A 24840-nucleotide genomic window follows, 5' to 3' on the forward strand; every position below is an offset into this window, starting at 1 on the left:
ATGATTCGGTTTTAAGAACGTGACAAGCGTTTTAAAAATACAAAGACTAATAAGGCTAAACAACCAAAGACACTAAAACCAATAAATAGCGGTAATACAGAATCAGTTACAAAACTACCAATATAATTAGCTATTGGTACAGCCATAACTGTAGAGACAAATCCATTAATAGCAGCACCAATGCCTGCAATATGTCCTAAAGGCTGCATAGCTAAACTACGATAGTTTCCAAATAAAAACCCTACAGCAAAAAATTGTGTTAAAAAGAATAACATCAGTACAATTAAACTTGGATTAGTACCAGAATTAAACAATAAGACATATAATAATGACACTGCAAAGTAGGCTATAGTGGCATAATACGCCATATTGTAAGCTCCAAAACGCATGACAAACCGACTATTAGTAAATGTTGAAAAACCAACAGCTACAGCAGTACTAGCAAAAATATACGGAAACAAATCGCCTAACTGATATTGCTCTTGAAAAATCTGTTGCGATGTACTTAAATACACCATAAACGATCCTGTAATAAATCCTGAAGCTAACGTAAAAGCAACTGCATCTTTATAGCGAATAAATTCTTTTGCGCCAGTAATAAAAATACTAGGCGAAAACGCTAGACGCTTAGATTTTGGTAAGGTTTCTGGTTGTCGTCTCCAAAACCAAATAATAATACCTAAACCAATAATAACATTAAAGGTAAAAATAGCTTGCCAATTAAACAGTTGTAATAATGTCTGACCAACGGTAGGAGCAACAATAGGAACCAAAATAAAAAACATGACTACAATGCTAATCACTTTTGCCATAAAGTCACCACTATAGCTGTCTCTAATCATAGCAAGCGATATAGTACGTGGAGAGGATAAACCTACACCTTGAAGAATACGTCCAATAACCATAACCTCAAAGCTTTTGGTAGTAATGCAAATGTAACTAGCAATAATAAATATTGAAAACCCAATGTATACCATAGATTTTCGTCCAAAACTATCCGATAAGGGTCCAAAAATAAGTTGTCCAAACCCTAAGCCTAGAAAAATCATGGTGATTAGCTTTTGATTTTCGGCTGGATCACTAACGTTTAACGCAGTCCCAATATCTGGAAGAGCAGGTAATAAAGCATCAATGGATAGTGCCACTATCGACATTAGTGATGCCATTAAAGCAACAAATTCTTTTTTAAACGTGGGTTGGTTTTGCATGGTGCAAAAATAGGTTAAAATTAAGTGCGCCTTTAGCTTATAGTTATGGTTTATTGTTAAGCTTTTGTTATATAATTAAACCTAAAAGAGCACATATTAATAACGGGTGAGATACAAGCAAGCATATTATTTTTGGTATCTTTACCATAATACTAAACTATCCCTTATACATGAATAAATTTTATTTTGTAATTACGTTAATAAGTTGCTGCTTTTTAACACCAATACATGCTCAGGAAAAATCTACAGCAGGCATCCAATCGTTAATTGAAACCTATAAAAATGATATTAGAGGTCCTTACCATCGTATAAAATGGTTTTGTGAAGATGGAACAATCAGAGATCCAAAAGACCCTTGTCCAGATAATGTAGAAGGAATCCAGCACGCAACTTTTAAAGAGTCCGCTTTAAATTTAAGGCAAACTAATCATTTGTTTTTTGGTGAAATTTTAGCAAGTAACACTATTCCAGATTTTTTGGATAGAGTCAATGACTACAGCAGATTAAAGCAATATCAAGTTAATAAATATCTAGCTAGTATTGATGATGGTTGGGTATTACAAAAAGGACAATACTATAGAGGTGCTTTACAAAGTGAAGATGAAGAAGCTTGGGGAAAGACATTTTTTGAAACTATATTAAGAGACGACCAATTAGTACAATCTAAATACTATTTAATACGTCAAGCGCTAAAAGATCTTCCGCATAATGGAGATGATAATTTAGCGCAAACTATACGTAGTCAGTCCAAACTATTATCGGAAGCCATTCCAAAGTTTATGGATGCCAGAATAAAAATACATGGTCAACCAGAAGCGTCAGATATTATAATGATTAAAGACTTTTTAAAAACAACTAATTCCAAAATTTCTGAATCTCAACAAAAAGATTTTAATGAGTTGTTAAAAAATATGGAGCAATTTTATGCACCATTAGATATTGTGTCTTTAGAAAAAGAGATACAATCATTAAAACTAACATCAGATATTAATGCGAGTTTTAAGGTTTTGATTGAAACAGCAAAACAGGAGCCTAACTCAGAACAAATAATAACGGATATTGCTAATGTTTTATATAATATAAGACAGGATATTTTGATGGTAAAAGGTGGAAGCACACGCTTAAAGTTACTGGATGTGTCTAACAAATTAGAAAATAAATTATTGATAGAAACACAGAATTGGAAAACCAATACGTTATCAGAAAACCTATATAAAATTAATGCATTAGCATGTGTGTCTTTAGGTACTGGTCTGATTGAAACTTGGGAATATACTGCAATAGAAAAACAACTCAACCAACACTTGCTAGCTGACCAATTAACTATAAATCAGTTAAATGATATTTTAGTAAACGCTAGAAGTATTGTAGAATGGAGTGCATCAACCACAAAAGCAAATTATCAAGATGTAGTAGATACTTATACAGCTTTTGAACCTCTTGCGTATGGATTTATTGATGATAGAGTACGTAGCAGTATAGCTTTGTCAATGGGTAATACGGTTAGTGATTTAGGTGTTTTAGTGGCTAAATTGTCCAACATAGAAAACAAAGTTATGTCTATTGATAATCAGTCATCAATTAGAGGGCTTAATCCAGGCTACGCTTTTGGTAAATTGGTGATCATAGACGGTAATCCAGACCAAGTCGAAGTTAATACTAATAACATCTATATTTTTGAAAAGCCACCATCAGACTTAAAACCTGTAGCAGGAATTATGACTGTTTCGGAAGGTAATTTGGTATCACACGTCCAGTTATTGGCTAGAAATCTAGGGATTCCTAATGCTGCATTATCATATGATAATTTAAAAGATTTAAAATCTTTTGATGGGCAAGAGGTATTTTATGCAGTTTCTAACAAAGGTAACGTCATTCTAAAAGCAAAAAATGATATGTCAGCTTCAGAGCAAGCATTGTTTAGCAAAAAAGAGCGTACCAAAAATGTTATTGAAGTCCCAACCAAAGGTATTAGGTTAGACGTTAATACTGTAGTAAATATGCGCGATGTTGATGCTTCAGATTCTGGTAAATTATGTGGTCCTAAAGCTGCCAATTTAGGCGAGTTAAAAAAACAATTTCCAGAGCAGGTTGTAGAAGGATTAATTATTCCGTTTGGGATTTTTAGATCACACATGAATCAAACTATGCCTAATCAAAATAAAAGCTATTGGACATATTTAAACGACACCTTTAAAGAGGCAAATGCCATGACATCTCAAGGTCAGTCTGAAGCAGACATTGAAGCGTTTCAACTTAAAGCTTTAGAGAAATTGCACAAAGCCATCTTAGAGATTCCGTTAGACGATAGTTTTTTAACAGATTTAAGACAACAATTTAAATTGGTATTTAAAAACTCCATTGGTAATGTTCCGGTATTTTTAAGAAGTGATACCAATATGGAAGATTTAAAAGAATTTACAGGAGCAGGTCTAAACTTAACGCTATTTAATATTAAAGATGAAGATAAAATTATTGAAGGCGTTAAGCGCGTTTGGGCATCTGCATATACTGAACGTAGTTTTAAATGGAGACAAAAATACCTGTCCAATCCAGAGAATGTGTTTCCTTCTATTTTGATTATTCCAAGTGTAGATGTTGATTATTCTGGTGTGATGATTACAAAAGGTATCAATTCTGGTAACGATAATGACTTAACAGTCGCTTTTAGCCGAGGTGCTGGAGGTGCAGTAGATGGTCAAATGGCAGAAACTAGGTTAATAACTAGTAATGATAACCAATTATTAGCTCCAGCTAGACAGTCTGACTATATACGTCTGCCTGTTTCAGGAGGTACTAAACAATACCATACCTCTTTTGAAAGTCCAATTTTAAACCATAATAATATACAGGACATTAGGCAGTTAGCAACTACAATAAGGCAACTAATGTCTGGACATTCAGATAACAACAATCAAGCGTATGATGTAGAGTTTGGTTTTAAAGATGATAAATTGTGGTTGTTTCAAATACGACCGTTTGTAGAAAATAAGCAAGCTAAAAGCTCGGAGTATTTAGCATCTATTTCTACTAAAACCGATACCAACCAATTAATAAGTTTAAATACCAAATTATAATACGATGAAGCAGTTATTTTACATAGGAATTCTAGTAGTTATTACTCTATCATTTAGTTTTACAACTAAACCATATCCTATAGACGGTTATGAGTCAACTGGAATTAAGCGTTTATATCAAATACGAAAAATGCAATTAGATAGTGTAAAGTATAACCGTATACCTTATGGTGCGTATTTGGGACTTAAAGACATAAAATTAAATCTTACTAGTGTTAATGATAGTATTAATCAATTATTAGTTGAGGATAAGGATTTTGCAAAAGACATGAATAGATTATTTCCAGGATCTGGATATTCTGCTAGTATTATGGATATGTCCAATCCAGATAAATTACGGTATGCAGCTTATAATGAAAATGCAGGTTACCAACCAGGTAGTGTAGGTAAATTAGCAGTATTATTAGCAGTTATGGATCAAATGGCAAAAATATGTCCAGACTCTTGGGAAGATCGTACGATGTATCTAAGAGACATCCGTGTATCTGCTAGATATTGGGGAACTGGAGATCATCACACTATACCAATTTATGATATTGAAAAAGATAAACTTACCAAACGTCAAGTTGTAGCTAGTGACGAGTTTTCGTTGTACGAATGGTTAGATCATATGGTTTCAGTAAGTAACAATGGTGCAGCAAGTGTTATGTACAGAGAAGCAATGCTAATGGCTGCATTTGGTCAAGATTACATTAATTTAACCGAAACAGCAGCAGAACAATATTTTAAAGACACACCAAGAGACTCGTTAACCAATTTAGCCCACAGTGTTGTTAATGATCCCTTACGTCAATTAGGGATTTCTGAAGACGACTGGAGGTTAGGAGGTATGTTTACTAGAGAACCTGGTAAATATGTAGGCAGAAAAGGAGGAAGTATAGGTACACCTAAAGGCCTAATGAAGTTTTTAGTACAATTAGAACAAGGTAAAGTTGTTGACGAAAAATCAAGTTTGGAAATGAAACGTTTAATGTATTCTACAGACCGTAGAATCCGTTATGCAAGATCGTCTAGATTAGATAGTGCTGCTGTATATTTTAAATCGGGTAGTTTTTATAAATGTGATAGAAATAAAGATCCTAATTGTAGAGCGTACGCTGGTAATGTATTTAATTATATGAATTCTGTTATTATTGTAGAACATCCTAATAACGTTAAATATATTGTGTGTTTGATGACAAATGTGTTAAATAAAAATTCTGCAGGAGCACATATGTATTTAGCTAGTAAAATAGATGATATTATTAATAAAGATAACAATAGATTTAAAGAAGAAGTCAAAGAGACGGAATATAAAAGCGACTCCGATGAAACAGACGACTAGCTTATAGTTTAAGTTTATCTAATGCTTCTAAAGCAAAGAATTTAATATCTGGATTTTTATGTTTTTTCAGTCTATTAAGTAGTGGTTTGTACTTAGTATCATTTAATAAAATAATTAAGTGAAGGACTTCTAATTTGATTTTCTTGGCTCTATTTTTTGCTAACATTGTTAGACATGCACGCTCTTTCATGAGTTTTAATTTTAGTAACTGAGAAACATCAGCATCGTTATTACTAAGCACATAATATTCAATTAACGGTAAAATGGTTTGTTTTAGTTGGCTTTGTAATAAGTTATCTAAAAATTCTAATGCATTTACTCTTGCTTCTTTAACATCACTTAATAGTGCTGCATACGAGATTTCAATATCAGAGTCTTCATACACTATACTTAGCAAATTAAATAAACATGCCATACTAGTTTCAGCCTGCTGTTCTAGTATTTCTATAATGCCTTGCCTTGCAATTAGTAATTCAATATCGTTATCATCGTGCACAGTATCTAACATTGTATTATTAATAATATGCTGTATGGATGCTATTGCACCAACGCTACGTTTATAATAGTTGCTTTCTTTTATAATTCTATTTTTTATATAACGCTTATTAAAATTAAGTCTAGCACCACTTTTTTCTAATTTAGCTAAAGATTTTGAAGCAGCTAAACGTATTATAATATCTTTACTATTTAATAATCGCATTAAAATAGTAACGGCTTTTTGTGTCTTAAAAGCTTCAATAATTTTAGGTAGATGTTTCGCCATCTTGTTATTTATAGCTTCATCTTTTTCTAATGAAATAATATGATCAATAATTTTTACCCCATAATTTTTAAGGGCTTTTACTACAGGTTTTCTATAAGATTTATCAGAGAGCAATTCTAATAATGTTGGAATAAACATTTGGTTAGAGGTTATCCCAGCAGCTTTTATAGCTTGTTTAACAATCTTAGGGTCTTTTGTATTTAAATGTACATTAATAAACGAAAAATATTTAGTCATATTAGCTTCAGCAATGGTAATTAACAAGGTTCTAATGGCAGCTATTTGATTTTGATTTTCCGACAGAGAGAATGTCTTTACGCGTGCTTCAATTCTATTATATAACCCAAATTGTAATGCTATTTTTTGATTGGCTGATGCTTCTTTAGATAAGCATAATAAAGCTGCATTAGAGATGCTTTCATTATCATGATCTAGATATTGATTAAAAAATTGATGGTTTTGAATAGACGAATGGTTTAATATATATTCTAAAGCTGTAAATACTAAAGTGTCATCGTCAGAATGCACTAATGGCTCTACTTTTTGCAATGCTGTACCTTTATCATAAAGATAAAATTGTTTGATAGCAGCTGTCTTTACTTCATTAGACGGATGATTAATCAAACCAATAATACTAGATTTTAAAATGTGTAAATTACTATTACCCAAATGGTCTAAAAGGGATAATATGTCATTAGCATTACCTTCGTTTAAAATTCTTAAAGCAGATTTGACTGTGGTTTCGCGTTTATTTCTGGTATTGGTATCTTTATCCTTGTTATTAATTAATGTACGTTGAATATTCGTTCTAAAAGATTCAAAATAAGCTTCTCTTAATCTAAAAATTAAAATAATCCAAATTAAGACAAACAGCAATATAATAATGGTTATATAAGATGTGCTTAAGTCTAATTTTCGTATTAAAAAAATCAGCATAAAACCAGCTATACCAGTTGCTATACTATCGACTGCAACATCAATGTATGACTTGGCTTGGTTTTTAATTAGCAATGGAATGGGCATAATAGATAACTCTGTTGCCGATTTATTTAAAGATTGTTTAAAGCTTCCATCAACACCTTTAATAATAATTAAAACCCAAAGCTCTGGAAAGGTTAAAAATAGCAAGCAACCTAATGCTATAACTAACGGTAAGATTAATAGGGTAGACGCTACACCAATCTGACTTAGCACACGATTAGTAATAAATAGTTGGATAGTTAGCGCTAGTACATTAAATGTAGAAAACCAAAAGCCAAAAAATGAAGCAAGCTCATCCGGATCTGAAATGGCTCTGTTTGCAAAATCACTAAATTGAAAATCTACTAACTTAGCTACAATAACGCTTATGCCAGTAATTAATGCCAAATAGGTAAGGTGTTTTGATTTAGTAATTAAACTAAACGAACTCTCTTGAAACGTACTGTCATCGTGCTTACGTTGCATTCTTATGTACACGTTAAGCTTATGGATTCTAAGTGTCCAAATTTTTCTAATTATAGGAATACAGGTTATGGTTAAGATTGCTGCAATTATAATGACAATTTTGTTGTTAAAACTAGATACGACAATGCTGGTTAAGTATCCGCCAAAAATTCCTCCAGCAATTGCACCTGCACCTATAAATCCAAATAACCGTTTGGCTTCTCTTGCATTAAAAACCATGTTGGCTAAGACCCAAAATTGAGACGTAGCCATAACCGCAAATAACGATACACCTAGATAGTATAAAAAAAGTACCCAATCGCTTAATAAACTATATTCTAAAATAGCACTTAGTGCTAAAAAGCATAGACTAAAAAAAATCAGAGAAATGGTGGTTACCTTTAAAATAGAATACCGTCTGATGGCTTTGTTGTAAAAGTAGGAAGTGATTACTGCAACTACAGCAACCAATAAGTAACCATAAGGGAGGTTATCTGCACCTAATTGGGATAAAAAAATTGCATTAATTGTTGGTTTAACAATTAACAGCACAGTTATGATAATAAATATGTATAACTGCATTAAAAAAGAGATGTATATTTCGCCATCTCTTAGTCCAAATGTTTTATTTAATAATTTGCTTAACACAAAAGCAAGTTACTCTTCTTTTGATAATTTTTTTGATTTTTTTAAAACTTTTTCAATAGGTTTTATCAAATTTCTAATGATTTGCTCTCCAAACGCATCATCGATTAAAGCAACAATAATATATTTTCTATTTGGACCCCAAACTAATGCAGAATCTGAGTGATAATTTTTCCAAGATCCAGATTTTCTATAAATCTCTGCTTTTGGAGCAATTCTAATAAGTGTATTTACAAACTTATGATGTAGACCAGGCTTTCTCATTATTTTAAGCATTTCTCTAGACGCATCTGTACTTATTAAATTACCTAAAGCAAGTTGATAATAGAAACTACACACTTGCATAGTTGTAGCAGCATGACTTAACCCTTTTAAAGGTTCTGGGTGTCTCTTACCACCTGCTGCATAACGTTTTCCAACCCATAATCCTCCACCAACTTCTTCGTCATAAAATTTATGTTGTGGAGCACGTAAAACAGCTTCAATTTTATCATAACCTAAACGGTCAATCATTCTGGTAGACGCTTGATTATTAGATTTACTAATCATTAAACGTAAGTCTTTTTTAACTTCTTTTGTATATTCCAATTCCTTATTTTCTATTGCATCCATAGCTGCTAACAAAATGGCAATTTTAGGCAGACTGGCAGCATACATCATATGTGTATCATTAATACCAGCATATTTAAAATTACTGACATCACTTAAATCGACAATAGCAACAGACATTAGTTTTTTAGCTACCAGTCCCTTCCAAACTGGATTAGCATTAATTTCAGCATGTAAAAGTGAATCTAATTGCTTATTTTGAATATCTGAAATAGGTTTTATTTCATCGGTAATTAACAGTGGTAATTTTTTTATGGAATCATTAGCTTTGGTAGGAATAGTTTTGAGTAAAACATCTGCAAGGTTTTCGGATTTCACAGAAGTTTGCATGTTGGACGTACCAGATGTGTTAAGTCCAAAAAATACTAATCCTACTATTACGGTAATAAGAATTAAACTGAATTTTAAAAGTTTCAATAGTTTTGATTTAAAGTTGCATATATAAAGTACAAAAAGTATACCAATAATAAAAATTATAGAGGGATATTTCCATGTTTTCTATTTGGTAATATATCTTCTTTGTATTCTAGCATTGTAAATGCTTTAATTAGTTTACGTCTTGTGGTTTCGGGTAATATAACTTCATCAATAAATCCTCGTTCTGCAGCTTTGTATGGATTAGCAAATAGGTCTGCATATTCAGCTTCTTTTTCTAGTAATTTTTCTTCAGGATTATCTGCTGCTTTAATTTCTTTTCTAAAAATAATTTCGCTTGCACCTTTGGCACCCATTACTGCGATTTCTGCACTAGGCCAAGCATAATTTAAGTCGGCTCCAATGTGCTTGGAGTTCATCACATCATACGCTCCACCATAGGCTTTACGAGTAATAACGGTTACTTTAGGGACTGTCGCTTCACTTAAGGCGTATAATAATTTGGCACCATGTACAATAATTCCGTTCCATTCTTGATCAGTTCCTGGTAAAAATCCTGGAACATCCACCAATACTAATAACGGAATATTAAACGCATCACAAAAACGAGTAAATCGTGCAGCTTTACGCGAACTATTTACATCCAAAACTCCAGCTAGGAATAAGGGTTGATTAGCAACTATACCAATACTTTTCCCTCCAATTCTGGCAAAACCTACAATAATGTTTTCTGCATAGTTTTTATGAATTTCAAAAAAGCTGTCCTTATCAATTACGCCTTTAATAACGTTATGCATATCATAAGGCTTGTTGGCATTATCTGGAATTATGGACGTTAACTCGTCTCTTATCTCTGTGTCAAGCTTATATGGTAAATCGGCAGGTTTTTCTAAGTTACTTTGCGGTAAATAACCTAATAAACGTTTAACGTCTTCCAAACACTCTATATCATTAGATGAGGTGACATGTGCTACACCAGATTTAGTTGAATGTGTACTTGCTCCACCTAATTCCTCGCTAGTTACTTCCTCATTAGTCACAGTTTTTACAACGTTTGGCCCAGTGACAAACATGTAACTGGTGTCTTCTACCATCATGGTAAAATCAGTCATTGCTGGACTATACACAGCTCCTCCAGCACATGGTCCCATAATAGCAGATAATTGCGGTATCACACCTGATGCTTTGACATTTCTATGAAAAATATCTGCATAACCACCCAACGATCTGACTCCTTCTTGAATACGAGCTCCTCCAGAGTCGTTAAGACCAATTAATGGTGCGCCAACTTTAAGTGCTAAATCCATGATTTTACAAATTTTTTCGGCATGTGTTTCTGACAATGCACCACCAAAAACAGTAAAATCTTGTGCAAAAACATATACTAATCTACCATTGATAGTACCATAACCAGTAATAACACCATCACCATAAAACTTTTGGTCTTGCATCCCAAAATCTACAGTTCTGTGGGTGACTAAAGCACCAATTTCTTCAAAAGAGCCTTCATCCATCAAATAATTAACACGCTCTCTAGCAGTTAATTTCTTTTTAGCGTGTTGTTTATCTATCCTAGCTTGTCCACCACCTAATTTGGCTTGTTCTAGTTTATCGTTTAGTGTTTGTATTTTGGATTCCATTACTGGTTTTTTTATTTTTTTGTTTTGCAAAATCACAATTAACTGCGATGCCTACTATATACTAATTTGGTATTCTAAGTAGTTTTTGGTCTTTAAGGTACTGTTTTACAGCAACTAAAGCAGCAATTTTTGCTTCGTGATCTGAAGCGTCTTTTAAAGCTTCTGGTGAATAATGTTTTTTGACAAAGTGTGTGTCAAAATCTCCTGAGGTAAAAGCTTCGTGTTGACAGACAAAAGTCCCAAATGGCAAAGTGGTTTGTATGCCTTCCACTTGATAGTCACTTATTGCTTTAATCATTAGTTGAATGGCTTCTTCACGTGTTTTACCATAGGTAATTAATTTAGCCAGCATAGGATCATAGTATATTGGAACGTCCATACCTTGTTCAAAACCATTATCTACTCTAATTCCTTTGCCTTCAGGTATTTTATAGACTTCTAAATGACCTACGCTTGGTAAAAAATCGTTTAAAGGGTCTTCTGCATACACACGTAATTCTAATGCGTGACCATTAATTTTTAAATCAGACTGTGTAATATCCAAAGCTTCACCACGAGCGACTTGAATTTGTAATTCTACTAAGTCAACTCCCGCAATAATTTCTGATACAGGATGCTCAACTTGTAGTCTGGTATTCATTTCTAAGAAATAGAAATTTTTATTTTCATCTAATAAAAACTCCACGGTTCCAGCACCAACATAATCACAAGCTTTAGCAACTTTAATGGCAGCTTCTCCCATTTGGTCTCTTAATTTTGGAGTTAAAACTACACTTGGTGCTTCTTCAACCACCTTTTGATGTCGACGTTGTATGCTACATTCACGTTCAAATAAATGAATGATATTACCATGTGTATCTGCCATAACCTGTATTTCGATATGTCTAGGAGAGCCGACGTATTTTTCTATAAAGACAGAGCCATCACCAAACGCATTCACAGCTTCACTAATGGCACGATTCATTTGCGACTCGAATTCAGCTTCGGTCTCTACAATACGCATTCCTTTTCCGCCACCACCTGCTGAGGCTTTTATTAAAATAGGGAACCCAATATCTTTGGCTATCATTTTGGCTTCAGAAATATCTGTAATGGCTTCATCTGTACCAGGAACCATAGGTATATCGTAATCCTTAACTGCATCTTTTGCTGCTAATTTGCTTCCCATGACTCTAATAGCATGTGATTTTGGGCCAATAAAAATGATATTATTTTTTTCGCAAAGCTCTGCAAAGTCTGCATTTTCGCTTAAGAATCCATAACCAGGATGTATACCATCTACATTTAGACTTTTAGCAACATTAATAATTTTATCACCTAATAAATACGATTGATTGGATGGTGCTTCGCCTATTAATACAGCCTCATCTGCAAACTTTACATGAGGCGCGTTTCTATCTACAGTCGAGTATACTGCTACGGTTTTGATACCCATTTTTTGAGCTGTACGCATCACCCGTATTGCTATTTCACCACGATTGGCAACTAATATCTTTTTCATCTTATTCAAATTCTATTAATAATTCGCCTTTATCGACTGTATGTCCTTTTATACCAGTCACAGATTTGATAACGCCATCTCTAGGTGATACAATACTATTTTCCATTTTCATGGCTTCTAAGATTAATAATGGTGTATCTGTTTGCACCTCGTCACCAGATTTCACCATAATATCTAAGATTAATCCAGGCATTGGTGCTTTAATACTGTCCACTTTCTTAGAAGCGCCAACTTCAAATCCCATAGATTTGATTAACGCATCAAGCGCATCTTCAATTTTAATAGCATAAATGTTGTTATTGACTGTAACGCTGTAGTTTTTAGAATTAAAATCACGTTTTGTAATTTCTATAGTATATGGTTTATTGTCTTTTAAAAGATGAAAGGAATTATTTTTTGTTTCAACTATATCAAGACTTTTAATAGCATCTGAGTCAATTTCAAAACTATTAGAATCGTTGACTATTATGTTAAATTTTTGGCTCATAAGGTTATTATCTTTTGAAGTATAAAGATAAACAACTATAACGTTGTAGAAAATATTTAGATTTTTTTTAAGAAGAATTTAATCAGCTTTAAAAACGGAAGCTTGTTGATGGTATTTAATTGCTTTTTTAGATAGAAATATTCCAATACCTAAAGAAATAAAAGCACCAACCCAAATACCAGGTACAAAGTCTATAAACAAGAAAAAGTCATAAGCACCATGGAACAGTATAGCAAAGAATAATCCTAACAAATTAAGATATAGTTTATTAGGTGCAAATTTGGCTTTTCCCATATAATAACCCATTAAAATACCAAAGGTAGCATGAGCAGGAATGGCTGTAAAAGCCCTAACTAAAGCAGTAGCTGGACCGCTTTGCAGAACATACATGATATTTTCTGTAGCTGCAAAACCCATAGACACCATAACTGCGTAGACAATACCATCAAAGGGTTCGTTAAATTCTTTGTGTTGTTGTGCAAAGAGTAAGACGATGAGGTATTTACTTAATTCTTCAGAAAAACCAACCACAAAAAAGGCTTGCTTAAACTGTTCCCAGACACTTAGTTTATCCACTAAAGGGACATATACATTGAAAACAGAGTAGAGTAGTGTGGTTATAATAATACTAACTATAGCACCTAGTAGAAAAGAAATCACCAATAACCGTTTGGGTTCTTTTTCGTATTTATCTTTCATGTAAATATAAAAGATGATAATAAAAACTGGCGCCAAAGCCATTAGTATTAATTGCATACTACTAAGTTATAGTTTTTTAGTGATAGATTGTAAAACAGCTTGATAATAGTTATAATTACTGGCTACAAAATGTCCATTAGTTTTGCTGTTCTCTAACAATTTTTTAAATATAGAAATAGAAACTAGTTTCAAGTCTTCAACTTCATCTTTTTGAGGAGTTAATTTAGACAGTGGAACAGGTAATAGAGCGATGAACGTATGATGAAACTCGTTATCAATAATCCCATTAGGATAGCTTTGAAAGCAGTCAAAAACACCAATGTTTTCTAAGTCAGATTCTTGAATAGTTAATCCAATTTCTTCTTCAATTTCTCTAACAGCACCAGATGTTATGGTTTCTCCAGCATCAATATGACCTGCAACACTAACGTCCCAAAGCAATGGACAAATAATTTTTGACGCTGCACGTTGTTGTAATAAAATCTCACCTTTATCAGTATAAAACCAGATATGAGCAGTATTGTGGTAATACCCTTTTTTATGGATTACAGATTTTAAAGCAGATTGTCCAGTTGGCTTGCCAGTTTTGGTGACTATGTCAATATATTCCTCTTTCACTACATCTAAATTACTGCTTTTTTAAATAATTTAAAGATAAACTGTTAACCTTTTTTGAAACCAAACATTAAAAGGAAATAACTATTAATCTATAAATTAATTAATCATGAAAAAACAACTATTTTTTACAACAGTCGCACTACTATTTAGTGTATTTAGTTTTGGTCAAACCAATAATGAAACTTTAGGTACTGGAGCTGGATCTAGTATTACTTCTGGCGATAATAATGTCATTTTAGGCGATAATGCTGGTACAACTTTAACTTCGGGCTCTAACAATGTCTTTGTAGGGAGAGAAGCAGGTTTTAGTCAAACTAGTGCATTTGATAATATTTTTATAGGAAAAGATGCTGGTCGTAGTAATGTAACAGGCACTGATAATATTTTTATTGGTGTTGAGGCAGGTTTAAATAACACTGCAACCGATAATATTTTTATTGGTACAGAAGCAGGTGAACTAAACACTTCTGGAGCTGATAATGTATTTATTGGTGAAGAATCTGGAACTAATAATACCACTGGAAATGATAATGTATTTATTGGTGAAGATGCTGGTTTTAATAATACGACTGCAAATGATAACACCTTTGTAGGTAACACAGCAGGACGACTTAACACAGAAGGTTTTAGAAACACATATGTTGGTAACGAAGCTGGATACGACTCAAGTACTGGTTATAGAAACACATATGTTGGTGACTCTACAGGAATTGATAATAGTATTGGAAGACTAAATACATTTATTGGTCAAGCAGCTGGATCTGCAAACGAATATTCTAATTACAATACATTTGTTGGTGCACAGTCTGGAGGTGATAATAACAGAACAAACTCGACAACTAATGCTAATAGAAATACTTATGTTGGTGTTTTTTCTGGATTTTCAAATCGAGAGGGAGAGGATAATGTAGGTATGGGTGCTTTTGCTAACTATAATCAAGGTTTTGATATTTTAAATATTACCGGTAAAGATGGAGCTACAACTTCTAGTACTCCCAGATTTAGAAACACATTTATTGGTGCACAATCACATCCTAATAATAATGATGTCATTGCAATAGGATATAGAAGTAGAGTGGACGGTCAGTTTGGTATTACAATTGGAAACGAATCTACTGCACAAGGAAATTATTCAGTTGCTATTGGACAAAACGTTACAGTTGCTCAACCTAATAGTATGGCTCTTGGTGGTGATACAGTATCCAATAGATTAAGTGTTGGTATAGGAACGGTTTCGGCTAACGGTAACGCTTCACTAACTTTGGCAGATACAGATAAAGGGTTTTTAGTTAATAGATTGACTACTGCACAAAGAACTGCTATGGTAACTGCTGGTGCAGATGGTACACCTTTAGATGTAGATGAAGCAGGATTGTTAGTTTACGATACTGATGTAGAAAGTCTGTTTATTTGGAATGGTACAGCTTGGACAGCTTTTGGAAGTAATACAGATGCACAAGAACTAAGTTTAGCCTCAAACACTTTGAGTATTACAGGAAGTGCAGCTACTGTAGACTTATCACCTTACGTAAATACAGATAATCAAGAGCTATCGTTATCTTCTAATACATTATCTATAACAGGAAGTGCATCAACAATAGATTTATCTGGATACGTTAGTTCGGACGATCAAAACTTAACTGCTGCAACCTTATCTGGTGGTAATGTGTTAACTATTGAAATAGAAGGCGGAAGCTCAGTATTTGTAGATTTAAATCCTATTATTGAAGACTTAGAAATGGAGAATGATAACCAACAACTCCAGATTAACGATTTACTGACACGTGTAACAACATTAGAGGGTTGTGCTTGTACTACATTATCTGTTGATGATTATACAGATGATTTAGATGAACAAAATAATAGAGCTAGTGGTCCTATTTTGTATCAAAATATTCCTAATCCGTTTAACGGAACAACATCTATAAAATATTTTGTACCTAATAGTTATAATAAAGCAGCAATAGTCTTTAGTAATACGTCTGGACAAGTTATAGACAATGTGCCTTTAGAAAATTTGGGTGATCAAGAAATTTTCTTTAATAGTGATTCATTAGCATCAGGTATGTATTATTATACATTGTTTGTAGATGGTAGAAAAATAGATACAAAAAAAATGGTTATAGAATAATTATCTCTTAACTCCATTTTAAAAAAAAGCCTGAAACTATATAGTTTCAGGCTTTTTAAATACATCGTGTTTACTAAGATGTTTTTAGTGATTTATTTAAAGTAGCTAAATGTATCACCATCTTTAATTTTTAATAAGGTTTCGTAAATTAATTTAATCACATTTTCTACATCGTCTCTATGTACAGTTTCTACAGTGGTATGCATGTAACGTAATGGTAACGATATTAATGCTGACGCCACACCACCATTGCTATACGCAAATGCATCTGTGTCTGTTCCAGTTGCTCTAGAACAAGCTGCACGTTGGAACGGGATTTTATTTTCGTCTGCTGTGTCTGTAATTAAATCGCGTAATTTTTGTTGTACTGCTGGTGCATAAGCTATTACAGGACCTTTACCGTTTTCTACTTGACCTTGTACTTTCTGGTCAATCATTGGTGTGGTAGTGTCATGTGTGACATCTGTAACAATTGCAACGTTGGGTTTAATGGTATCGGTAATCATTTGTGCGCCACGTAAACCAATTTCTTCTTGTACAGCATTAACTATGTACAATCCAAAAGGCAATTTTTTCTTGTTATCTTTAAGTAAACGTGCCACTTCAGCAATCATAAATCCACCCATTCGGTTATCTAAAGCACGACACACAAAGTTATCTTTGTTAAGGATGTGGAATTCGTCTGGATACGTAATCACACAACCAATATGCACACCTAATTTTTCGACTTCTGCTTTGGTTTTGCAACCACAGTCTATAAAAATGTTGTTTGGTTTCGGTGGTTCTTCTTTAGATTTATTTCTGGTATGTATAGCTGGCCAACCAAAAACACCTTTAACAATGCCTTTTTTGGTGTGGATATTTACAATTTTACTAGGTGCAATTTGGTGGTCACTTCCTCCATTACGGATCACGTAAATTAATCCGTTGTCCGAAATATAGTTGACGTACCAAGAGATTTCGTCAGCATGACCTTCAATAACCACTTTGTATTTTGCTTTTGGGTTAATTACACCAACTGCTGTTCCATAGGTATCTGTAAAAAATTCATCCACATACGGTTTAAGATAATCCATCCATAGTTTTTGACCATCCCATTCGTAACCTGTTGGCGCTGCATTATTTAAATATTTTTCTAAAAAGTCCATCGACTTTTTGTTAAGTATACGTTTTGTTGCCATTTAAAATAATTTTTGTCTAAAATAAGAATATTCACACTTATTTAATAGTAAGCTACGCGTTAATTATTAATTTTGCGTTATTAAAGTCTGCTTTGGAATAGTTTTAGCAGATATGTAGCTATGAAGTATATTATTTTTTTGTTTTTATGTGTACCAGTGTTGTTGTTTTCGCAAGAAGATAACGAGGTTATGCAAGACTCGACTGAAGTCGAATACATTATTATTGAAGGCGACTCCATACCACACAAGTCTATTTATTTGGATGAGGTCATGCTATTAGATAAACTGACGTTTAAAAGTAAAGAAGACCGTAGACGCTATTATATTTTAAGACGAAAAACCATAAAGGTGTATCCTTATGCTAAGTTAGCTGCAGACCGTTTGAATGCCTTAAACACACGTCTAGCCACTTTAAAAAATAGACGTCAAAAGAAAAAATACGCTAAGAAAGTCCAAAAGTATATAGAAGAACAGTTTTCTGAAGAGTTAAAAAAACTCACAAAGACGGAAGGTCAGATTTTAGTGAAACTCATTCACAGACAAACCGGAACCACTGCGTTTGATTTGATTAAAGAATTGCGTAATGGTTGGCGAGCCTTTTGGTATAATAGTACTGCCAAACTGTTTAATATCTCTTTAAAGCGTGAGTATGATCCAGAACAGGTTGAAGAGGACTACTTAATTGAAGATATTCTAATTAGAGCGTGGCAAAACGGACAACTAAAATTAGTCAAATCGCCTTTAAATTTTGAATATTTTAAGTTAACCAATAAGTGGGACACTTCTGAAACTACTACTAACAACTAATGCGCAAACAAACCCCTTTTGAAGAACAACTAAACGCATTAAGTCATGGTTTAGGAGCCTTGTTTGGAATAGTCGCTTTGGTATTGCTTATTGTTTTTGAAACCAAAAAAACAGATTTTAGCCTATTTAGTGTCATTGTTTATGGAATCTCTATTATTATCTTATTTACAGCATCAACGCTATACCATATCATCTCTGACGAAAAAAAGAAGCACTATTTTAGAATCGTCGACCACGTTAGTATTTACTTACTTATTGCAGGAACGTACACACCAGTATTACTCATTACCTTAGAGCAAAGCTTGGGTTGGACCTTATTTTATGTGGTTTGGGCAATTGCTTCGTTTGGTGTGGTGTTAAAACTGTTTTTTACTGGACGTTTTAATATCTTTTCTACGTTGTTGTATTTGGTCATGGGTTGGTTAATTGTATTTGATTTTACCACCTTATCTAACCTTATGGCACCCAACGGAATCCTACTACTCGTGGCTGGTGGTTTAGCCTATACGGTTGGTATTGTGTTTTATGCCATAGAGAAAATACCTTACAACCACGTCATTTGGCACTTGTTTGTCTTAGCTGGTGCGATTTGCCACTTTTTTATGGTGTTGTTTTTTGTGGTTTAGAATTAATTTTCTGTAAACTTATCAGTTTCACTAATACCGTAAGCTTTATTATACGCTTTACTATCTATGGTATTATTTTCAGTTGAGTCATAATCCATAACAATTTTCCACTCGCCATTTTCTTTTTTTAGTATGACATGAAATTGTCCATAGTATATTTGAGGATCTGCAGAATTAGGATTAATCATGAGTTTGTAAATTCCACGTTCTGAAGCTACAGAGTCATTGTTAATACGCTCAAAAAAGCGTAGAGAGATATTGTAAGAAATATTATTTTCTTTATCTGAATTAAATCTAGCTTTATAATTATTGATGTACGACTCGAAATCACTTATATTTTTTCCTCCAGAAATCCTTACTAAGTCTTTAGAATGAATTTGTTCCATGAGTGTATAATCTAAAGTTTTAAACGCTTTATAAAATTTAAGCCAAACCGTATAATTTATAGCTTTTAAATTATCTAAAGATTGCGCGTGACTTTGACAAGTAAATGCAATAAATAATACTACAGTAAATATTAATTTTTTAAACATAACAGGAATGTATTAAAAGTTAGTAAGCCCAAATGGTTATTAGGCTTACTAATTTAGTGAATAAAAAATAGATAAAAGATTAGTGAGGTTTATTTGTAATTAGAAGAGAACAAGCAATTACTTTTAGCCATTGTTGGCAACAGTTTTATTTTAATATTAATTCTTCTTTCAGTGTAAAATGTTGAGCAGTTTCATCATATCTTGATAATACAAGTTTTGCATTTTCTGGTATGTATGCTTGCTCATAGTTTTCGCCAGCAAACATTTTTACAGAATTCAATGAGTCAAATTGAAGCACCAGAAAAAACTCCATTTCATCATTCCTTTCCATTGTTGAAATACTGACTTTTTCCAAGCCTTCAACACCTTTCCTTTTTACTTCAGGAAACACCTCATTGATAAGCATAGCCTCATAAATTGGGGCATTATCTATGGTTGTCCATCCTTTCCAAGTTCGGATAATTTTATGATTCACTAGAGGTCGTTTTTTATTTTAACATTAAAGGATTTTCCAAAGAAAATATTCTTTATAATGGAATGCTGTTCCAAATTTCTAAATAAACTTTCCACTCACCGTTCTCTTTTCTCCATACATTAACGTATTTACCCTTCCAAGATATTTTTTCGCCTTCAGGTGTGAGTGTTGTTCCTTCGTAAGTTCCATAGGCATATGCATTTTCATTAACTACTTTTATTTCACTAGGAAATATTTTGTGACTAACAATCTTGACATTTTCAGGCATCGTAAAATGCTTTGAGATGTCATAGAACCCTTCAATAATTTCGCTGTCATTTGGAAACAGTTTTGCATCTGTAGTATAGCGCTCTACAATTCTGGTGATATTTCCATTGATAAAGTTCATTGAGAACTCTTCTTTGCTTTTGAGAATGACGTTAATGTCTTCTTCACTACCGATAAAGGTTTGAGCAAAAGCTGTACTTGAAAAAGTCAGTAAAATAGCTATCAATATATTTTTCATAAGGTTAGTTTTTAATTGTTGCCAACGTCTCCGTATATGAAACGTAGCGTGTTAAAAGACGCTATAGTTTCGGGTTAAACACGAGCCGAATTTTTAAATTTTACTATTTATTTTATTTTTGGGAAATTGTCAAATTTAAAAATTTGATGACCTTATGTATGTCTTAATTTTGTTAAATCAACTAGTAGGCTATGAGATAAATAAGTTTTTAGTATTTAGTTTTTTCTAATTCAAATTCACAAATTGAATACTCTTATTTTTATTTCGATCTCTTTTTGTCATTATATTATTTCTAATCTTGATAAATTATTTTAATTTTTACATCCGCTATTCCAGATTCTATATTAACTTTCGATCTTCTGTAGCCAATATATACGTCTTCATTGATGGATAAAGAAGTCTTTCCTTCATATTTAGAATGTGTGCTGCTGTTTAAATTGATATCATCTAAAATGTTAGTATCGATAGAAATTTTATTATCATTCTCATCATAAAAAGAGTATTCAAGTGATTTAACTTGAAGAACTCTACCTAAAACTAAATTTTCATCACCTTCAATTGCATCTAAACAATTGCCTGTTAGCTCTTCCAATTTATTTTCTATTGAAATTTCCGATATAGCCCATTCTTTAGCCTGATTAAATGAAATTTTTACTTTTTGAACCCTATTATTATTTAAAGCACCTACAATATTTACATTTCCACCAAAAATTTTTGCAAGGTTTACTTCTAAAGCATTTTTTTTGTTAATCGAATAAGATGTGTTTTGTAAAAAAGAATTAGTTTCTCTAGCTGATATATTTAAGCATTCGTCTTGGAAAGCCTTTATCAATTCTTGGTCATCATTATAAGTAATTATAGTCCCAGCTCCCCAATCAGTTCTTGGAATGATAAAAGGTGTGTATTTATATTCTTTTATAATTTTAACCAAAGGAGATTTATTTCCCAATAATGCTTTAGTGGGAGAACAACCTGTAAAAAAGAATATTAATAAAGAAATAGTAAATCCGATAAATTTAATTTTTTTCATGATTTTTATTTTAAAAAGTTATTTAATTATAACACTACTCGCTAAGCATTTCTTTAAATTTTTTGAATTCTTGAAAAGTATTTTCGTTTTCAATGCTTTCATTAATCCTTTTATTCATTTCAGCTACTCTGATGGGAACATCAGGATAACATCTTCTATTTTCGTAATATGTTGATTCAAAAAAATAATTATCAAAAATTTGGTTAATGGGCTTGCCAATAAAATCATTGATTGCAGTAGACAAGCCATAATCAATTTTTCCGGCAATTCTAGAGGTATACTCTCCTTGTAAAAACTTAAGATATACTTCAAGAGCAAATATATCTGCAAGATACTCTTCTTCCTCACATTTAGGATTTGAATTAGGTGTGATTTTTTTTCTTTCAGCATGATATATTTCATGGGAAATTAAAAAAACCATCATTTTAGTTAACTCACTTTCCATGTAACTTTGCAACATTAGATTATATAAAAAAAGTGAACTTGAAGCTTGTATACATGAAACTTGTATTTCTTCATTATCTAAACTATCAACTAAAATTTGAAAGTCAGGTGGTAATTTTGTCTTATTTACAGCATATAATAGTAGATCAACAATTGGATCTTCCATTCCTAACTCGTTGGATAAATAAAACCCATTTGAAAAGGGTATATTGTAATCTTGGTATTTATTAATTACATTGAGATTATTGTCAATTTTATTTTTTAATAAATTCACAATTTGTGAATCATAATCATCAAAATCTTCAGACCAAATATCAGTTTTATCTAATAATTTTTTTGTCTCCAAGTTATTTAAATAATAAAACTTTGGCAGACTTTCTTTTTCAATCAAGTACAAATAATCAGTTATAGTATTTCTTAGTCCAGTTTCATAATAAGTATCATTCAGATCATCAAAAAGATTGTAGGCTATGATGGGAGTTAAAAAGTCGTCATAATCATTAACTATATATTTAATTTCTTGCTCTTTTAAAAAACTGACTAATGATTTTTTTATAATATTTCTGAGAATTCCAGTATAGATTGTTAATTTACCATCTTTAGGTTCGTGCAAATCAACTCTTTCACTTTCAATTAGATTAATTTTCAGATTTAATTCTGTATTATATTTTTTATTGATAAAATATTGTACTGAATCCAAAATCTTATCAAGTTTTATTGAAATATATTTTAATGATTTTTTTTTTGCTTTTTTCGCTTTAAGAACTGAAATATATTTAGTAAAATCATAGAGAACTCCTTGCGAGTTTCTTAATGAATCTATTACTAGATTTATATTTGAGGAATCAAATTCTGTAGTTTCAAACATAAATTTTGAAAAATAATTTTGATAATCTAAATCAAAATTCCTTATAGAAGATTTTTTATCATATTCTAAAGCCTCTAATTTTCTTTTTTTTTCTAAGTTTTTAAAACTAAAAAGGTTTTTTATTAGATAATAGGAAAAAAAATTTGAATTCATATCCTTTATATCTTTACTATAAGATCTTGTGTAAGAGCCTTTATAAGAAATTGGATAGCATTCTGGCTGGAACGATTGTGCAAATAGTACACCAGTATTTAAAATAAGTATTATTAAGATTTTAGTTGACTTCATATAAATTATGCTTCCTAAATTTAGTTGTTTTTTAGAGTATATAAAAATCACTTTTAAATATCATTTTTTACGTTCTGTCACAATGAATACAACTCCATAAATCACAACAAAAGTTATCCATGTCCCATCGTAATAACCAGTGATAACAACACGAAGTTTTTTGTTATACATTAAACCTACAAAATAAAAACACCAAATAAAATACGTAGAACTACGTATTTTTTAAACGGTTTTACTGGTCTTAACGATTAAAAACCAATAATATATGAGTTGTAAAACGCTATATAAGGAAGTAGATGTATAAATAAGTTATCCCTCAATCACCTCCTTATATTCCTCAAAAAAAGCCTCAAACAAACTCATGTGTGTGTTAAAAAACACCATAACCTCTTGCCAGGTATTTTTGTTGTGTATGGAGACTTTTTGTGGTAAGGTGACGTAAATTCTAGAAATTTCTTTTCCGTTATCTAAAAGGTAGTCTTCGTCATAAATAGCTTCAGGAAGGTAATCGTCCAACAAAATAGATTTTAAAGCAGTTAACTTCTCCCAGTACTTGATGCGATATTCTAAGTCGTCTTCTACATCTAAAGTCACCATTGCTTTTTTGTTATCGAAGTAAAACTTAAAACTCACGCCTTTTAGTTTTGTGTTGTACAAGATCCACTTTCTAGGAAAAGATTTCCCAAAACTGGTCCAAAATAGTTGCTTGAGTTGTTTAGATTCTTCCTTAGAAAACATGGTTGTTAGTAGTTAGTGTTTAGTAGGTAGTAATTAGTTTCAAAGATTTATTTTTATTTATTCATAACGTCACTTCGAGTGAAATTTTGCAAAAATTTTGTATCGAGAAGCTTTACAACATTCGCTTGTTCTCGATACTTCGCTTCGTTGTCGCTCAACTCGAACTGACGCTTAAATTAAATACGCAATTACAATTCCTAAAACGATAGTGGTTAGTTTGGCTAGGTTAAACTTATGACCTTCGCTACTTTCAAACAAAATAGTGGTACTAATATGTAAAAAGATACCAATTACCAACGCAGAGACCTCGTAATAATAGTATTCAAAAAACTGAAATTGAGTCGATAAAAAGACACCTAAAGGCGTCATTAACGCAAACAACAGTAAAAATAATATGCTTTTGGTTTTACTTAATTTTGAGGCTAAGAAAAACGTAGATAATATAATCGCAACAGGTAGTTTGTGGATGATAATTCCATAAATTAAATGCTCATGTGCTTCCATTGGGATACCTTCCAAAATACTATGGATACTCAAACTAATAAATAGTAACCACGGAAAATCTACACTACTCTTATCCAAATGTACATGACCATGTTCTGCTCCTTTAGAGAAAAACTCTAAAATAATTTGTAGTAAAATACCCATCATGATAAACAAACCAATAGGTTTGTCTTGACTGTTATACACTTCAGGTAAAAAGTCGAAAACCGTTATAGACAGTAAAAACGCACCACTAAAAGCGAGTAATAATTTAAGATTGCGGTTGTGTTTAGGCTTAAACACTAAGACTAACAAAAATCCTAAAACAACAGCTATAATGGGTAAAATAAAGTTTTGCAT

Annotated in this window: 21 protein-coding genes; 5 read left to right on the forward strand and 16 right to left on the reverse strand. The window is 32.2% G+C overall.

The genetic code is table 11. The annotated features are described in order from the left end of the window. Positions 1 to 11: 11 nt before the first annotated feature. Complete coding sequence (locus Ollyesu_RS10975; RefSeq protein WP_279301266.1) at positions 12 to 1208, reverse strand: multidrug effflux MFS transporter; 1197 nt, start codon at positions 1206 to 1208, stop codon at positions 12 to 14. Positions 1209 to 1378: 170 nt separating this feature from the next. Here Ollyesu_RS10975 and Ollyesu_RS10980 point away from each other — a divergent pair, with 170 nt between their 5' ends. Beyond that, positions 1379 to 4285, forward strand: coding sequence for a PEP/pyruvate-binding domain-containing protein (locus Ollyesu_RS10980; protein WP_279301267.1), 2907 nt, complete (start codon positions 1379 to 1381; stop codon positions 4283 to 4285). A 4-nt stretch (positions 4286 to 4289) separates the two neighbouring features. After that, positions 4290 to 5609: a serine hydrolase gene (locus tag Ollyesu_RS10985; protein WP_279301268.1), complete on the forward strand. Its 1320-nt coding sequence runs from the start codon at positions 4290 to 4292 to the stop codon at positions 5607 to 5609. 1 nt (position 5610) lies between these two features. Here Ollyesu_RS10985 and Ollyesu_RS10990 read toward each other — a convergent pair whose 3' ends face one another. The 7 genes from Ollyesu_RS10990 to Ollyesu_RS11020 all read right to left on the reverse strand — a co-directional run bounded on the left by Ollyesu_RS10990 (position 5611) and on the right by Ollyesu_RS11020 (position 14371). Further along, positions 5611 to 8445 (reverse strand): Npt1/Npt2 family nucleotide transporter, encoded by a 2835-nt coding sequence (locus Ollyesu_RS10990; protein ID WP_279301269.1) that lies wholly within the window; start codon positions 8443 to 8445, stop codon positions 5611 to 5613. Positions 8446 to 8454: 9 nt separating this feature from the next. Continuing rightward, the gene (locus tag Ollyesu_RS10995) at positions 8455 to 9468 is read right to left on the reverse strand and encodes a serine hydrolase (RefSeq protein WP_279301270.1); all 1014 of its coding nucleotides are present in this window, start codon (positions 9466 to 9468) and stop codon (positions 8455 to 8457) included. 56 nt (positions 9469 to 9524) lie between these two features. After that, positions 9525 to 11066: an acyl-CoA carboxylase subunit beta gene (locus Ollyesu_RS11000; protein WP_279301271.1), complete on the reverse strand. Its 1542-nt coding sequence runs from the start codon at positions 11064 to 11066 to the stop codon at positions 9525 to 9527. A 61-nt stretch (positions 11067 to 11127) separates the two neighbouring features. Next, positions 11128 to 12567, reverse strand: coding sequence for an acetyl-CoA carboxylase biotin carboxylase subunit (gene accC, locus Ollyesu_RS11005; RefSeq protein WP_279301272.1), 1440 nt, complete (start codon positions 12565 to 12567; stop codon positions 11128 to 11130). Position 12568: 1 nt separating this feature from the next. Next, entirely contained in the window at positions 12569 to 13054 is a 486-nt protein-coding gene (locus Ollyesu_RS11010; RefSeq protein WP_279301273.1) for an acetyl-CoA carboxylase biotin carboxyl carrier protein subunit, read from the reverse strand. A 78-nt stretch (positions 13055 to 13132) separates the two neighbouring features. Beyond that, positions 13133 to 13810: a PrsW family glutamic-type intramembrane protease gene (locus Ollyesu_RS11015; RefSeq protein WP_279301274.1), complete on the reverse strand. Its 678-nt coding sequence runs from the start codon at positions 13808 to 13810 to the stop codon at positions 13133 to 13135. Positions 13811 to 13819: 9 nt separating this feature from the next. Further along, positions 13820 to 14371 (reverse strand): NUDIX domain-containing protein, encoded by a 552-nt coding sequence (locus Ollyesu_RS11020; protein WP_279301275.1) that lies wholly within the window; start codon positions 14369 to 14371, stop codon positions 13820 to 13822. Between the two features lie 106 nt (positions 14372 to 14477). Here Ollyesu_RS11020 and Ollyesu_RS11025 point away from each other — a divergent pair, with 106 nt between their 5' ends. Beyond that, on the forward strand, positions 14478 to 16502 hold the full coding sequence (locus Ollyesu_RS11025; RefSeq protein WP_279301276.1) for a T9SS type A sorting domain-containing protein: 2025 nt from the start codon (positions 14478 to 14480) through the stop codon (positions 16500 to 16502). Positions 16503 to 16594: 92 nt separating this feature from the next. Here Ollyesu_RS11025 and Ollyesu_RS11030 read toward each other — a convergent pair whose 3' ends face one another. Beyond that, positions 16595 to 17683 (reverse strand): M42 family metallopeptidase, encoded by a 1089-nt coding sequence (locus Ollyesu_RS11030; RefSeq protein ID WP_279301277.1) that lies wholly within the window; start codon positions 17681 to 17683, stop codon positions 16595 to 16597. A 120-nt stretch (positions 17684 to 17803) separates the two neighbouring features. Between Ollyesu_RS11030 and Ollyesu_RS11035 the strand changes: the two genes are divergently transcribed. After that, positions 17804 to 18490: a DUF4294 domain-containing protein gene (locus tag Ollyesu_RS11035; protein ID WP_279301278.1), complete on the forward strand. Its 687-nt coding sequence runs from the start codon at positions 17804 to 17806 to the stop codon at positions 18488 to 18490. Further along, positions 18490 to 19116 (forward strand): hemolysin III family protein, encoded by a 627-nt coding sequence (locus Ollyesu_RS11040; protein ID WP_279301279.1) that lies wholly within the window; start codon positions 18490 to 18492, stop codon positions 19114 to 19116. Before Ollyesu_RS11035 ends, Ollyesu_RS11040 begins: the two co-directional genes overlap by 1 nt. Positions 19117 to 19118: 2 nt before the next feature. Here Ollyesu_RS11040 and Ollyesu_RS11045 read toward each other — a convergent pair whose 3' ends face one another. The 7 genes from Ollyesu_RS11045 to Ollyesu_RS11075 form a co-directional block, all read right to left on the reverse strand. Further along, entirely contained in the window at positions 19119 to 19649 is a 531-nt protein-coding gene (locus Ollyesu_RS11045; RefSeq protein WP_279301280.1) for a nuclear transport factor 2 family protein, read from the reverse strand. A gap of 145 nt (positions 19650 to 19794) precedes the next feature. After that, positions 19795 to 20124, reverse strand: a complete 330-nt coding sequence (locus Ollyesu_RS11050) for an antibiotic biosynthesis monooxygenase (RefSeq protein ID WP_279301281.1) — start codon at positions 20122 to 20124, stop codon at positions 19795 to 19797. 52 nt (positions 20125 to 20176) lie between these two features. After that, the gene (locus Ollyesu_RS11055; RefSeq protein ID WP_279301282.1) at positions 20177 to 20512 is read right to left on the reverse strand and encodes a DUF4440 domain-containing protein; all 336 of its coding nucleotides are present in this window, start codon (positions 20510 to 20512) and stop codon (positions 20177 to 20179) included. Positions 20513 to 20921: 409 nt separating this feature from the next. After that, a complete protein-coding gene (locus tag Ollyesu_RS11060) occupies positions 20922 to 21659 on the reverse strand; it encodes a hypothetical protein (protein WP_279301283.1) in 738 nt (245 codons plus the stop codon). A gap of 34 nt (positions 21660 to 21693) precedes the next feature. Then, a complete protein-coding gene (locus tag Ollyesu_RS11065; RefSeq protein WP_279301284.1) occupies positions 21694 to 23259 on the reverse strand; it encodes a hypothetical protein in 1566 nt (521 codons plus the stop codon). Between the two features lie 309 nt (positions 23260 to 23568). Continuing rightward, the gene (locus Ollyesu_RS11070; protein ID WP_279301285.1) at positions 23569 to 23997 is read right to left on the reverse strand and encodes a DUF4268 domain-containing protein; all 429 of its coding nucleotides are present in this window, start codon (positions 23995 to 23997) and stop codon (positions 23569 to 23571) included. A 171-nt stretch (positions 23998 to 24168) separates the two neighbouring features. Then, complete coding sequence (locus tag Ollyesu_RS11075) at positions 24169 to 24840, reverse strand: ZIP family metal transporter (RefSeq protein WP_279301286.1); 672 nt, start codon at positions 24838 to 24840, stop codon at positions 24169 to 24171.

Origin of the sequence: Olleya sp. YS, assembly GCF_029760915.1 — a bacterium.
Classification (GTDB): domain Bacteria; phylum Bacteroidota; class Bacteroidia; order Flavobacteriales; family Flavobacteriaceae; genus Olleya.

Coding starts and splice junctions, on each gene's coding strand:
- Ollyesu_RS10975 (WP_279301266.1), bottom strand. CDS start 1,208: ATGCAAAACCAACCCACGTTTAAAAAAGAATTTGTTGCTTTAATGGCA.
- Ollyesu_RS10980 (WP_279301267.1), top strand. CDS start 1,379: ATGAATAAATTTTATTTTGTAATTACGTTAATAAGTTGCTGCTTTTTA.
- Ollyesu_RS10985 (WP_279301268.1), top strand. CDS start 4,290: ATGAAGCAGTTATTTTACATAGGAATTCTAGTAGTTATTACTCTATCA.
- Ollyesu_RS11000 (WP_279301271.1), bottom strand. CDS start 11,066: ATGGAATCCAAAATACAAACACTAAACGATAAACTAGAACAAGCCAAA.
- accC (WP_279301272.1), bottom strand. CDS start 12,567: ATGAAAAAGATATTAGTTGCCAATCGTGGTGAAATAGCAATACGGGTG.
- Ollyesu_RS11010 (WP_279301273.1), bottom strand. CDS start 13,054: ATGAGCCAAAAATTTAACATAATAGTCAACGATTCTAATAGTTTTGAA.
- Ollyesu_RS11015 (WP_279301274.1), bottom strand. CDS start 13,810: ATGCAATTAATACTAATGGCTTTGGCGCCAGTTTTTATTATCATCTTT.
- Ollyesu_RS11025 (WP_279301276.1), top strand. CDS start 14,478: ATGAAAAAACAACTATTTTTTACAACAGTCGCACTACTATTTAGTGTA.
- Ollyesu_RS11030 (WP_279301277.1), bottom strand. CDS start 17,683: ATGGCAACAAAACGTATACTTAACAAAAAGTCGATGGACTTTTTAGAA.
- Ollyesu_RS11035 (WP_279301278.1), top strand. CDS start 17,804: ATGAAGTATATTATTTTTTTGTTTTTATGTGTACCAGTGTTGTTGTTT.
- Ollyesu_RS11040 (WP_279301279.1), top strand. CDS start 18,490: ATGCGCAAACAAACCCCTTTTGAAGAACAACTAAACGCATTAAGTCAT.
- Ollyesu_RS11045 (WP_279301280.1), bottom strand. CDS start 19,649: ATGTTTAAAAAATTAATATTTACTGTAGTATTATTTATTGCATTTACT.
- Ollyesu_RS11055 (WP_279301282.1), bottom strand. CDS start 20,512: ATGAACTTTATCAATGGAAATATCACCAGAATTGTAGAGCGCTATACT.
- Ollyesu_RS11060 (WP_279301283.1), bottom strand. CDS start 21,659: ATGAAAAAAATTAAATTTATCGGATTTACTATTTCTTTATTAATATTC.
- Ollyesu_RS11065 (WP_279301284.1), bottom strand. CDS start 23,259: ATGAAGTCAACTAAAATCTTAATAATACTTATTTTAAATACTGGTGTA.
- Ollyesu_RS11070 (WP_279301285.1), bottom strand. CDS start 23,997: ATGTTTTCTAAGGAAGAATCTAAACAACTCAAGCAACTATTTTGGACC.
- Ollyesu_RS11075 (WP_279301286.1), bottom strand. CDS start 24,840: ATGCAAAACTTTATTTTACCCATTATAGCTGTTGTTTTAGGATTTTTG.